This window comes from Streptomyces sp. NPDC093097, assembly GCF_044754325.1.
Lineage (GTDB): Bacteria > Actinomycetota > Actinomycetes > Streptomycetales > Streptomycetaceae > Streptomyces.
In genome coordinates, this window is sequence record NZ_JBIVOW010000027.1 from 52,357 (window position 1) to 64,840 (window position 12,484).

The window sequence follows — 12,484 nt, forward strand, 5'->3', positions numbered from 1 at the left end:
CCGTAGGTCGAGCTTGCCGATCAGATGAGTCTAATGTTGCGTCCGCGGCCGGCGCGGCCGGGCCTCACGATGCATGCCACTTGGGTGACAGTCGCCCCGAACGCCGTTTTCCAGCCGCCCCCGTGGCCCCTGGACGCGGCGCGGCCCCCACCGGAGCGCGTACGAAACGCGTCCGACAGGGGCCGTTTTCCACCGTTTTGTCAGAGAGCGTGCAGCCGGGTGCGCCCGCGACGCCGCCGCAGCCGCCCGACTGCCCGCGCCTAGGTGCGCCCGGCGGTCTTCTGGGTCCGTCGCGACACCGAGTCGATCACCACGGCGGCCAGCAGCACCGCGCCGGTGATCATGTACTGGATCTCACTGGCCATGCCGAGCAGGTTCAGGCCCTGCTGGATCGACTGGATGACCAGCATGCCCAGCAGCGCGGACCAGATCTTGCCGCGTCCGCCGAAGAGGCTGGTGCCGCCGATGACCGCCGCCGCGATGACGTTCATCAGGGTGTTGCCGGAGCCGAGGTTCTTGGTGGCGCCGCCGGAGAGGCTGGCGATGAACAGGCCGCCGAAGGCGGCGAGCATCCCGGAGATCGCGAAGACGGTGATCCGGACCCGGGCCACGCTGATACCGGCCCGGCGGGCCGCCTCGGCGTTGCCGCCGACCGCGAAGATCTGCCGGCCGTAGCTGGTGCGGCGCACCACGAAGTCGGCCAGGACCAGGACGGCGAGGAAGAGCACCAGGGCCAGCGGCAGACCGCGGGCGCCGGCCGGCTCGTTGAGGACGTAGGCGACGACGAAGGCGAGCACCGCGACCACGCCGGTGCGCAGCAGGATCTCGCTCAGCGGCCGGGACGGCAGGGCGGCGGCCCGGCGGCGCCGGGTGTCCAGCAGCAGCGAGCCCGCGTACGCCAGGACCGCGACCAGCGCCAGGCCGTAGGCGGCGCCCTTGTCCTCGAAGTAGTAGCCGGTGAGGCTCTCCACCACACTGCCGCTGGGCGTGTTGATGGAGCCTTCCTTGCCCATCAGCCAGATCTGCAGACCGCTCCAGCCGAGGAAGCCGGCCAGGGTGACGACGAAGGCAGGCACGCCGATCTTGGCGAAAAAGAACCCGTGGAGGGCGCCGATGGCGGCGCCGGCGGCCACCGCGATCACGACCGCCAGCCAGTCGTTGACGCCATGAGTGACGCTCAACACAGCCCAGACGGCCGCGCCCACGCCCGCGACCGAGCCGACGGAGAGATCGATCTCACCGAGCAGCAGGACGAAGACGATGCCGACCGCCATGATGCCCAGACCGGCGGTGTAGACACCGATGTTGGCGAGGCTGTCGGCGGACAGGAAGCTGCTGTTCTTGAACTGGAAGACGACCGCGATGACGATCAGGCCGACGATGACCGGCAGGGACCCCAGCTCACCGCCGCGGATCCGGCGGGTGAACTCCTCCAGGTAGCCGGCGAACCCCTTCTCCCTGACCAGCAGCCGGGGGTCGACGGCGGCCGGCTGCGGGGACTGCGGTGCCGCCTCGGTGGTCTGCTGCTCACTCACGCCCCGGCCTCCTTCTTGAGCTGGCCGGTGCGCGCCCTGCGGCGGGTGACGGCGTTGTCCGAGGCGCCGGTGATGGCGGCGATGATCTCTTCGTGGGAGGTGTCCGCGACATCGAAGACACCGTTGTTGCGGCCCAGCCGGAGCACCGCGACCCGGTCCGCGACCGCCAGCACGTCGGCCATGTTGTGGCTGATCAGGATGACGCCGAGGTCCCGCTCGCGGAGCCGCTCGACGAGGTCGAGGACCTGGGCGGTCTGCTCGACGCCGAGGGCCGCGGTCGGCTCGTCGAGGATGACGACCTTCGGCTCGCCGATCAGCGCGCGGGCGATGGCGACGACCTGCCGCTGACCGCCGGAGAGCGCGGCCACCGGAATCCGGACGCTGGGAATCCGGATGGACAGGGTGTCCAGCAGCTCCTTGGCCCGCTTCTCCATGGCGATCTCGTCGAGGACGCCGGCGGTGCGGAGCTCGTTGCCGAGGTAGAGGTTGGCGACGACGTCGAGGTTGTCGCAGAGCGCGAGGTCCTGGTAGACGGTGGCGACGCCGAGCTCCTGGGCGTCGTGCGGCTTGCCGATGCGGACCGGCGCGCCCTGCCACTCGATGGCGCCGTCGTCGACCGGGTGGACGCCCGAGATGGTCTTGACCAGGGTGGACTTTCCGGCGCCGTTGTCGCCGACGAGGGCGACCACCTCACCGGCGTGGATCTCCAGCGTGACGTCGGTGAGCGCCTGGACGGCGCCGAACCGCTTGGAGACGCCGCGCAACGCCAGCACGGGCGGAGCGGACACGTGAATCATCTCCTTCACCGCCGTCGCTGCGGCGGGAATGGTGGTACGGGTGCGGGGGGTGCGGGGCCCCGGCGCGGCGGCCGTTCGGCTGCCGGGCCGGGGCGGGGCGGGTGAACGGGCCCGCCGCCCGCGCTACTTGATGCCCGCAGCCGTGCAGGCCGCCTTGACGTCACCGGTGCAGAGCTGGCTCGCCTGGTAGACCTTGTCCTTGATGATCGTGTCCTCGACGTTGTCCTTGGTCACGACCTGGGCGTCGAAGAGCTTCGCGGGAATGCCCTTGACCTCCCCGCTGAGGCTGTCGACCTTGGTGGGCGTCAGGGAGTCGAACTTCTCGCCCTTGAGCAGCCGGACCGCGATCTCGGCCGTGGTGTCGGCCTGCGGCTTGATCTGCTTGTAGATGGTGAACGCCTGGTCGCCCTTGAGAACCCGCTGGAGACCGGCGAGTTCGGAGTCCTGGCCCCCGACCGGCACGGAGACGCCCTGCTGCTTGAGGGCGGTGATGATGCCGCCGGCCATCCCGTCGTTGGCGGAGTAGACGCCCTGGAAGCCGTCCTTGCCGAGGGAGTCGATGGCCGCGCTCATCTTCTTGTTGGCCTCGTCCGGCGACCAGTCCGGGATGTCCTGCTCGTAGACGACCTTCTTGACCTGCTTGTCCAGGACGCTGTGGGCGCCGCGCTTGAAGAACGGGGCGTTGGCGTCGGTCGGCGAGCCGTTGATCATGACGACATTGCTGTCCTTGGCCTTGTCGCCGAGCGCCTTGACCAGCGCCTCGCCCTGGAGGCGGCCGATCTTCTCGTTGTCGTAGGAGACGTAGGCGGAGATCTCGCCCTCGGCCAGGCGGTCGTACGCGACGACCTTGACGCCCTTCTTGGCGGCCTCGTTGACCCAGGACTTGGTGGCCTTGTAGTCGACCGGGTCCAGGACGATCACCTTGACGCCCTGGGTGATCAGGGCGTCGAACTGCTTCTTCTGGTTCTGGGTGTCCTGGTCGGCGTTGTTGTACTTGACCTGGCAGTCACTGCAGAGCGCCTGGATCTTCTTGGTGATCAGCGGGCGGTCGAAGGTCTCGTAGCGGGTGGTCTTGTTCTCCGGCAGCAGCAGGCCGATGGTCTTGCCGTCGCCGCCGCTCTTGCCGCCGTCGCCGGCCTTGCCGCAGGCGGCCACGGACAGCGCCATCGAGACGGCGGCGGTACCTATGACGACGCGACGCGTCCACACATTCATTGGGGGTTGCCTCCCTGACGTGGCCGCGTCGTTGCGGCCGAGGTGGCAGCGAGTCAACTCGGCCGCAAGCGCACCGTCAAGGAGTAAATCCTTAACGAGATGACAACGGTGCCATGCGTTTGGGGGATGAACTCATGCCGGTCACGCTATGGCAGGGGCGTCCGCCCCCCGTACGCCGTCGAGCAGGGTCGAGTCGCCCATCTCGCTCAGCACCAGGGCGAGCGCGCCCAACACCTCGGCGCGGCCCCCGAGCGTGCCCGTCACGATGCCCAACTGCCGTGCGGCGCTGGGGATCGCGTACCGCGACACCGACTCCCGGATCGGCCCGAGCACCAGCTCACCGGCCTCGGCGAGGTCGCCGCCGAGCACCACCCGGCTGGGGTTGAGCAGATTGCACAGGTTGGCCACGCCGCTGCCGATGTGCCGGCCCACGTCCGCGATGACCCGCCGGCAGCCCGGATCGCCCTCGCGGGCCAGCTGGACCACCCGCGCCATCGTCAGGTCGGCGCCGTGGCTCGGCTGGAGGAGCGGGAGGACGTAGCGGGCGGCGGTGAAGGTCTCCAGGCAGCCGCGGTTGCCGCAGCGGCAGACCGGGCCGGACTCGTCCAGGGTGATGTGCCCGATCTCGCCGGCCGTACCGCCCGGACCGCGGTAGATCTGGCCGCTGATCACCAGCCCGGCGCCGACCCCGCTGGCGACCTTGATGTACGCCAGGTCCGCCGCGCCGCGGCCGCCGCCCCACACCAGCTCGCCGAGCGCACCGAGGTTGGCATCGTTGTCGACGTGCACCGGCACACCGAGCCGCTCGGACAGCTCCGCGCCGGGCTTGGTCCCGGACCAGCCCGGCAGGATCGCGGTCGAGCCCAGGGTGCCGGACTCCACGTCGATGGGGCCGGGGACGCCCAGGCCCACGCCGATGACCTTGGCAGGATCGACCCCGGTCCGCTCGATCAGCCGGCTGACCAGCTGTTCCGCCCGGTCGAAGCCCTCGGCGGCGGAGGCGTCCACATCGATCGGCTCGGCCTCCTCGGCGAGCACCTCGTGGGCGAGGTTGCCGACCGCCACCCGCAGGTGGGAGTGGCCGAAGTCGACGCCGACGACGATCCCGGCGTCGCCGGAGAGCGAGACGCTGCGCGCCCGGCGGCCGCCCGCCGAGGTGGGCGTCACCTCGACGGTCCCGCCGTCCTTCAACTCGCGAACGATGTTCGAGACGGTGGCCGCGGACAGCCCTGTGCTCCGGGCGATCTCCGCCTGGGTGAGCGAGCCCGCCATGCGCACCGCGCGGACGACCCGCTCCAGATTGGCCCGGTGCAGCGAGGACTGCGACCCCGGAGTCTCCATCGACTCATCCACTCCCGCCTGGGGCGGGCAGTGCGACGACTGCCCGCCGGCCGCACCCACGTCATCGGGGGACGGCAACCGATTTCAACATGTGAACTCTAAGAAGAACTCCAGCGGGGAAGTCTCGTCAAGGCGTTGAGCCCGGGCGGAATCGGCGGCCTCCGGGCATGCGGGAAGGGCGGTTCCCCCTGGTGGGGAACCGCCCTTGGGCGCCCGAAGGCGCTACTTCAGCGCACCGGCCGTCAGCCCGGACTGCACCTGCCGCTGGAAGATCATGTAGACGAGCAGCACCGGCAGCATCGCGATCATCATGCCTGCCATCAGCCCGCCCCAGTCACCCTGGTAACCCTGCTGGAGCGCGAGGTTGGCCAGGCCCTGGGTGAGCACGTACTTGCTCTCGTCCTGGTTGAGGACCATCGGCAGCAGGTACTGGTTCCACTGCCCCAGGAAGTTGAAGATCCCCACGCTGATCAGGCCCGGCTTGGCCATCGGCAGCATGACCTGGAAGAACGTCCTCATGTGCGAGGCACCGTCGATCATCGCCGCCTCCGCGATGGAGGTCGGCAGGGTGCGGAAGAACGACGTCATGAAGAAGACCGTGAACGGCAGCGAATAGGCGATGTAGACCAGGATCAGGCCGGGGTACGTCGCCAGCAGCGGGACGCCGGGGAAGTCCCGCAGCACGAAGAACAGCGGGATCACCAGCATGAAGACCGGGAAGGACATCCCGGCGACGAAGAGGTAGTAGACGAGGCGGTTGCCGGGGAACTCGAAGCGGGCCAGGACATAGCCCGCCATGGACCCCAGCACCATCGTGCCGGTGAGCGAACCGCCCACCACGATCAGGGTGTTGAGGAACATCCGGCCGATGTTGGCCTTCTCCCAGGCGTTGGCCCAGTTCTCGAAGTGCAGCTTCCCCGGGAGCGACCAGGGGGAGGTGAGGATGGCGCCGCTGCTCTTGAAGGAGCTCCACAGCACCCACAGCAGCGGCAGGCCCACCATCAGCGCCCAGATGACGAGGATGCCGTGCGAGAAGACGTTGAGCGTGCCGCCCTCGGCGGTCCGGCGCGATCGCGCCTGCGTGGTCGGTGTCGTCATGCGCCCTGTCCCTAGAACTCGATCCGCTCACGGCGCGCGAAGCGCATCGTGAGGGCGGCGAACAGCAGCGTGACGACGAGCATGGCGACGCCCATCGCCGCCGCGTAGCCGAACTGACTGTCGCGGAAGGCGGTTAGGTAGAGGCGGAGCGGGACGACGTCGGTCGCGCCGTCCGGACCGCCCACGTTGACGGACATGATCTGCACCAGCGCGAACGCGTCCATCGCGATGATGCCCATGTAGACCCAGCCCGTCTGCACGGTGTCCCACAGCAGCGGAAGGGTGATCCGGAAGAAGGTGTGGAAGCGGTTGGCGCCGTCCAGCAGCGCGGCCTCGTAGATCTCCCGGGGGATGGAGGCCATGGCGGCGGAGAACAGCACGACGTAGAAGCCGACGTTCGCCCAGACCATCACCACCATGATGCAGGCCAGGGCCAGGCTCCCCTCCCCCAGCCAGGCGCTCTGGAGGGAATCCAGACCCACCGCGCCGAGCAGCGAGTTGAGCATGCCGTCGTGCGGATCGGGATTGTAGATGTTGAACCAGATCACCGAGATGATGGTGATCGAGATGACCTGCGGGAAGAAGTAGACGAATTTGTAGAACGTCGCGCCGCGGACGCCGGTGATGACCGCACCGCGCCGGGAGCGGCCGCCGACGTTCAGCATGAAGGCGAAGAACAGTCCCAGCGCCAGCGTCGCGATCGGCACCAACACCAGCATGATGACGTTGTGTTGGAGCGCATTCCAGAAATCGTCGCTGTGCAGCAGTTTTCCGTAGTTGGCCAGCCCGACGCTCTTGGCGGTGCCGCGCAGGCCGCTCCATTCGGTGGTGGATATCTGGAACGCCTGGACGAACGGCGAGATCACGAAGATGCCGTAGATCAACAGGGGCAGGGCCAGGAACCCCACGATGAATCGGTACTTGCCGTGTCGCATGAGCTCCCCGGCCCTCCCTCGTCAGCGGTGGTACGTGGACGCGAATCCCGGTCGGAAAGCCCGGCTCAGGCGGTGCGGTGGAACTTGGTGACGGAGCTGTCCTTGGCGATCGCGTCCGCGTACTCCTGCGCCTTCTTGATCCACTCGGCGGCCTTGAGGTCACCGGTGAGCAGCTGGCTGGTCAGACCGCCGAGCTTTTCGTCGGTGAGCTGCGGATACCACTCCTGGAGCTGGATCATCAGGAGGTTCTGCCCGCCCTCCTTGACCGCCTTGGCGGCCGAGGCGAGGCCCGGCGAGAGCTGCATTCCGTCGGTCGCGCCCCGCAGGGCGGTGAGCGACTTGACCTTGGTGGCGAAATTCTGCGCGTGCTTCTTGGACAGCATCATCCGCAGCAGTTCCATTCCGCCGATGGGATTCTTCCCGCCCTTGGCGACGATGAACGGCTCGCTGGGCTCGGCGCGCAGCGTGCCGTGCGGCAGCTTGTCGCCGCTGCCGCCGTCGAAGAGCGGGCCGACGGTCATCTCGAAGTCGGCCGGGGTGGTCGGCGCGGCCTCGTTCTCCACCCAGGAGCCGTTGGGGATGAAGACCGCCTTGCCGCGGGTCCAGGCGGTCTGCGCCTGGATGTGCGTCATGCCCTGACTGCCCGCCAGAAAGTAGCCCTTGGCGGCCAGTTCCTCGTAGTGCCCGACGACCTGCTTGACCGCGTCGTTGGAGGTCCAGGCGTTCGGCTCCAGGTTGTCGATGGCGATCCACTTGTCCAGACCGCCGATCTTGGCTATCTGGGCGAACATGTTGAAGTGGACGTAGTAGGGATACTTCCCCGGATACGTCCAGGGCGCGATCCCCGCCTTCTTGATCTCGGCGCAGAGCTTGACCATGTCGTCCAAGGACGTGGGGTATTCCCAGCCCTTGTCCTTGAGCACCTTGCTCGAATACCACGTGCCGTAGACCGTGAAGGCGTAGTAGAAGACGTCGAAGGCGTCCTTGTGCTTGCCCTTTTCGATGGTGCTGGGGTAGAGCGTGTCCCGGACCTTCTTCTTCGGGTCGTCCAGCGACGGGGCGTCGAGCAGTGCGGTGAGATCCTGCAACTGCCCTTGTGCGGACAGCTTGTTCATGTCGAGGTGGTCGGCGCCGGAGTTGTCGATCACATCGGGGGGATTGCCGCCGGCGAAGCGCGGCTGGAGTTTGGGACCGATCTGCTGGGTGCCGGTGTGCTTGACCGTGACGCCATAGGTCTTGCCGTAGTCGGCCTCGGCGTCCTTGGCGTACTGGTCGCCCAGTCCGCCCTTGAAGATGAAGGCCTCCAGCGGCACCCCGTTCTTCACGCCGAGCGGATTCTTGGCGGAGGTGGCGCCCTTGTTCTTGGTGCCGTCCTCGGAGCCGCCACCGCCCCCGGTGGCACAGGCCGAGAGGGCACCCATGGCCGGAACCGCGAAAATTCCCAACGCGGCGGCCCGCTTGACCAGATCGCGACGGCCTACTTCAGAGGTGGATCCCATGCTCAAGTCCTCGCCTTCTTCAGGACTCAGGCGGTGTACCGGAGCCACCCCGGCACCGCGGGTCAGATGAAGCTGAGTGGTACGGGATGTGCAACCGGGCGCGCCAGGCGTGTCGTCAAACGGGCGCCTGCCGTGCGACGCCTGGCACGCACGCTCGCCGCGTTGTCGGACTACCCCGATACCCCGGTATCGAGACAGCCCTCCGCCTTGCGATCGCACGCACCAGACGCCGCACGGCCCGGCCTCCGGCCGAACGTCATCGGTTCGACGACACGCCCAAGGGAAATGCGGGGAAATCGCGTCCCTCCCCGCCTTCCCCCCGGAATCCGACCCGGCAGACGTACGACCGGTTTCGGACGCCGACAGGTATAGTCCACTTCCGGCCGAACGGGCAAGATCGGATACCGAGTTGGCCGGGAGTCTTTCCCTAGTTGAGACCTCTCCGGCATGCGCCTTCGCCCGCATCCCGGACCCCGTGGCGGCCCGACCGCTCCCGCTCCCGTCGCACCCTTGACACCCACCCCCACGCGCACCTTACTTATCTCTGCACTACACAACTGACAACGATGTCAATCCCGTTGAGAGGGCTCGCGTGCGGCACAGACACCGGCACAGTCCACTGCGGAGGATCGCCCGCCCCGCCGCCCTCGCGGCGGCCACCCTGCTCGTCCTGACCGCGCCGGGCGCCACCGGCGCGGCCCAGGCCGCGCCGCCCCGACCACCGCACAGCGCAACGGAGTTCCACTCCTCCTTCGAACCCGGCCAGCCGGCACCCGACTGGACCGACACCGTCGAGACCGGCCCGGACGGCCGGCCGAAGACCTCCGGCGTCACCCCCGGCATCACCCCTGGCGCCCCCGGGATGAGCACCGCACCCGGCACCGGCCCCGCCGACTCCCCCACCGCCAAGGCCCACGCGGGCTTCACCGGCGGCCATGCGCTGCGCTACGCCGGCACCCACACCGCCGCCGGCCGGGCCTACTCGTACAACAAGCTCTTCGCCGTCCACCTCCCCGTCACCCCCGCGACGACGCTGTCGTACAAGCTCTTCCCGGAGCTGGCCGCGACCGACCTGGACTATCCGGCCACCCATGTCGCGGTCGACCTGGCCTTCACCGACGGGACGTACCTGAGCCAGCTGGCCGCGACCGACCAGTACGGGGCGCCGCTGACCCCGCAGGGCCAGGCCGCCGCCAAGACGCTCTACGTCAACCAGTGGAACAACCGCGAGTCCCGGATCGGCGCGGTCGCCGCCGGCAAGACCATCGCCCGGGTCCTGCTCGCCTACGACGCGCCCCGGGCGCCGCGCACCGCACCCGCCTTCCGCGGCTGGCTCGACGACCTCGCCATCGGCCCCAAGGCGCCGGAGAAGCCGCTCGCCCACCTCTCCGACTACGCCGTCACCACCCGCGGCACCCTCTCCAGCGGCGGCTTCTCGCGCGGCAACACCTTCCCCGCCACCGCGGTGCCGAACGGCTTCACGTTCTGGACCCCGGTGACCAACGCCGGCTCCACCGACTGGCTCTACGAGTACGCGCGGAAGAACAACGCCGACAACCTCCCCACCCTCCAGGCGTTCGGCGCCAGTCACGAGCCGAGCCCCTGGATGGGCGACCGGCAGACCTTCCAGGTGATGCCGTCCACCGCGGCCGGCACCCCGGGCGCCTCGCGCACCGGACGCGCGCTGCCCTTCCACCACGAGCACGAGACCGCGCGGCCGTACCAGTACGCGGTGACCTTCGACAACGGGCTGCGGGCCGAGATCGCGCCGAGCGACCACGCCGCGCTGATGCGCTTCACCTTCCCCGGCGCCGACGCCAACCTGCTCTTCGACAACGTGAGCAACAAGGGCGGCCTCACCCTGGACGCCGCGCACGGCGTGATCAGCGGCTACTCCGACGTCCGCAGCGGGCTCTCGGTCGGCGCCGGCCGGCTGTTCGTCTACGGCGTGGTGGACACGCCGGTCACCGCGGGCGGATCGCTGGAGGGCGGCGGCGGCAAGGACGTCACCGGCTATCTGAAGCTGCGGCCGGGCGCCGACCGCACCGTGACGCTGCGCCTGGCCACCTCGCTGATCGGCGTCGACCAGGCGAAGGCCAACCTCGACCGGGAGATCCCGGACGGCACCTCCTTCGCAGGCGTCCGGGACCGCGCCCGCGCCCAGTGGGACGCGCTGCTGGGCCGGATCGAGGTCCAGGGCGCCAGTCGCGACCAGCTGACCACGCTCTACTCCAGCCTGTACCGGCTCTACCTCTACCCCAACTCCGGTTCGGAGCAGGTCGGTTCGCGCACCCGCTACGCCAGCCCGTTCTCCCCGCCGGCCGGCCAGGACACCCCCACGCACACCGGCGCGAAGATCGTCGACGGCACGGTGTACGTCAACAACGGCTTCTGGGACACCTACCGCACCACCTGGCCCGCCTACTCCCTGCTCACCCCCGGGCGCGCCGGGAAGATGGTCGACGGCTTCGTCCAGCAGTACAAGGACGGCGGCTGGATCTCCCGCTGGTCCTCACCCGGCTACGCGGACCTGATGACCGGCACCAGCTCCGACGTCGCGTTCGCCGACGCCTACGTCAAGGGCGTGCCCTTCGACGCGGCGGCCGCCTACGACGCGGCGGTGAAGAACGCCACCGTCGCCCCGCCGTCCCCCGGCGTCGGCCGCAAGGGCATGGACACCGCACCGTTCCTCGGCTACACCAGCACCGACACCCGCGAGGGCGCGTCCTGGGCGCTGGAGGGCTACCTCAACGACTTCGGCATCGCCCGGATGGGAGAGGCCCTCTACGCCAGGACCCACAACCCCCGCTACAAGGAGGAGTCGGCGTACTTCCTGGGCCGGGCGCAGAACTACGTACGGCTCTTCGACGACCGTGTCGGCTTCTTCCAGGGCAAGAACGCCCAGGGCGCCTGGCGGCTGTCGCCGGACCGCTTCGACCCGCGGGTCTGGGGCTACGACTACACCGAGACCAATGCCTGGACCTTCGCCTTCGCCGCCCCGCAGGACACCCGCGGACTGGCCGACCTCTACGGCGGCCGGGCCGGCCTGGCGAAGAAACTGGACGCCTACTTCAGCACCCCGGAGACCGCCGCCAAGCAGTTCGCCGGCTCCTACGGCGACGTCATCCACGAGATGACCGAGGCCCGCGACGTCCGGATGGGGATGTACGGGCACAGCAACCAGCCCTCCCACCACATCGCCTACCTCTACGACGCGGCCGGGCAGCCGTACAAGACCCAGGCGAAGGTCCGCGAGGTGCTCTCCCGGCTCTACCTCGGCAGCGAGATCGGCCAGGGGTATCCGGGAGACGAGGACAACGGCGAGATGTCCGCCTGGTACGTCTTCAGCGCCCTGGGGTTCTATCCGCTGGTGATGGGCCAGGGCGAGTACGCGGTGGGCTCGCCGCTGTTCACCAAGGCCACGGTCCACCTGGAGAACGGCCGCGACCTGGTGATCAACGCGCCCCGCAACAGCGCCCGGAACGTCTATGTGCAGGGCCTGCGGGTCGACGGCAAGCCGTGGAACTCCACCGCCCTGCCGCACGCGCTGCTCGCCCGCGGCGGCACCCTGGACTTCGCGATGGGCCCGCACCCCTCCGCCTGGGCCACCGGCCCGGACGCCGCGCCCACCTCGATCACCCGGGACGACAAGGTCCCGGCACCGCCCCGGGACGTGACGACGCCCGCGGGCCCGCTCTTCGACAACTCCTCCGCCACGTCCGCCGAGTTCACCTCCGCGGAGCTGCCGGTGGCGGGACCGGTCCGGGCCCTCCAGTACACGCTCACCTCGGCGGACCGCGCGCGGGCGCCGGACGCCTGGGTGGTGGAGGGCTCGCAGGACGGGAAGAACTGGACGGAACTGGACCAAAGGTCCGGCGAGACCTTCGCATGGGACCGCCAGACCCGCGCCTTCTCGCTCCGTTCGCCCGGGACGTACCGGCACTACCGGATCGTCTGCGGGAACCGGGCCGAGCTGGCCGAACTGGAGCTTCTCGCGCCGCCGCACCCGTAGTCGGCCGTCCCGCCGCCGTCGACGGCGGGCAACGCGAGGGCCGCACCCCCCA

Annotated in this window: 8 protein-coding genes; 1 reads left to right on the forward strand and 7 read right to left on the reverse strand. The window is 69.3% G+C overall.

The window, feature by feature from the left end:
• Nucleotides 1-260: 260 nt before the first annotated feature.
• The 7 genes from ACIQE0_RS33640 to ngcE form a co-directional block, all read right to left on the reverse strand.
• Nucleotides 261-1,535, reverse strand: coding sequence for an ABC transporter permease subunit (locus ACIQE0_RS33640; protein WP_366337292.1), 1,275 nt, complete (start codon nucleotides 1,533-1,535; stop codon nucleotides 261-263).
• The gene (locus ACIQE0_RS33645; protein ID WP_366337294.1) at nucleotides 1,532-2,332 is read right to left on the reverse strand and encodes an ATP-binding cassette domain-containing protein; all 801 of its coding nucleotides are present in this window, start codon (nucleotides 2,330-2,332) and stop codon (nucleotides 1,532-1,534) included. The genes ACIQE0_RS33640 and ACIQE0_RS33645 overlap by 4 nt, the downstream gene beginning before the upstream one ends.
• Before the next feature lie 123 nt (nucleotides 2,333-2,455).
• Entirely contained in the window at nucleotides 2,456-3,547 is a 1,092-nt protein-coding gene (locus tag ACIQE0_RS33650; protein WP_402339062.1) for a substrate-binding domain-containing protein, read from the reverse strand.
• A gap of 141 nt (nucleotides 3,548-3,688) precedes the next feature.
• Nucleotides 3,689-4,888 (reverse strand): ROK family protein, encoded by a 1,200-nt coding sequence (locus ACIQE0_RS33655; protein ID WP_384102092.1) that lies wholly within the window; start codon nucleotides 4,886-4,888, stop codon nucleotides 3,689-3,691.
• A gap of 222 nt (nucleotides 4,889-5,110) precedes the next feature.
• The gene (locus ACIQE0_RS33660; protein ID WP_366337300.1) at nucleotides 5,111-5,986 is read right to left on the reverse strand and encodes a carbohydrate ABC transporter permease; all 876 of its coding nucleotides are present in this window, start codon (nucleotides 5,984-5,986) and stop codon (nucleotides 5,111-5,113) included.
• 11 nt (nucleotides 5,987-5,997) lie between these two features.
• On the reverse strand, nucleotides 5,998-6,921 hold the full coding sequence (locus tag ACIQE0_RS33665; protein WP_366337302.1) for a sugar ABC transporter permease: 924 nt from the start codon (nucleotides 6,919-6,921) through the stop codon (nucleotides 5,998-6,000).
• A 65-nt stretch (nucleotides 6,922-6,986) separates the two neighbouring features.
• Nucleotides 6,987-8,420 carry an N-acetylglucosamine/diacetylchitobiose ABC transporter substrate-binding protein gene (gene ngcE / locus ACIQE0_RS33670; protein WP_402339065.1) on the reverse strand — a complete coding sequence of 478 codons (1,434 nt, stop codon included), beginning with the start codon at nucleotides 8,418-8,420 and terminating at the stop codon, nucleotides 6,987-6,989.
• A 592-nt stretch (nucleotides 8,421-9,012) separates the two neighbouring features.
• On the opposite strand from ngcE, the gene ACIQE0_RS33675 reads away from it, so the two are divergent.
• Nucleotides 9,013-12,432, forward strand: coding sequence for a GH92 family glycosyl hydrolase (locus ACIQE0_RS33675; protein WP_402339067.1), 3,420 nt, complete (start codon nucleotides 9,013-9,015; stop codon nucleotides 12,430-12,432).
• The last annotated feature ends 52 nt before the right edge of the window (nucleotides 12,433-12,484 follow it).